Origin of the sequence: Shewanella sp. AS16 (genome assembly GCF_021412365.1) — a bacterium.
Classification (GTDB): Bacteria; Pseudomonadota; Gammaproteobacteria; order Enterobacterales; family Shewanellaceae; genus Shewanella; species Shewanella salipaludis.
In genome coordinates this window covers 1-276 of sequence record NZ_JAKCLK010000487.1, presented here as the reverse complement: position 1 = coordinate 276, position 276 = coordinate 1, and the positions used below count along the sequence as shown (strand labels likewise).

Genomic DNA, 276 nt, shown 5'->3' with positions numbered 1-276 from the left:
TTGGTAGCGCCAGAGTAGTTGACGATATTGACGACTCGTATAGTGACAGCCTTGATCGCTATGAAACATGAGTCCTTTGGGTTTTCCTCGTGACTCAAATGCCATTGATAATGCCTTTCCAGTTAAGCTTGTGTCAGGCGAAAACGACATCGCCCAACCTATCGCCTTGCGAGCAAACAGGTCGATAACAACGGCCAAATAGGCCCACCGGGCACCAGTCCAAATGTAGGTAACATCCCCACACCACACTTGATTAGGCTCAGTGACTTGGAACTG

The 276-nt window shown here is 48.9% G+C and carries 1 protein-coding gene; it reads right to left on the bottom strand.

Annotated elements, in window-relative coordinates:
• A partial coding sequence (locus tag LZP73_RS21210) for a DDE-type integrase/transposase/recombinase (RefSeq protein ID WP_234236989.1) occupies positions 1 to 276 on the bottom strand: 276 nt, incomplete at both ends.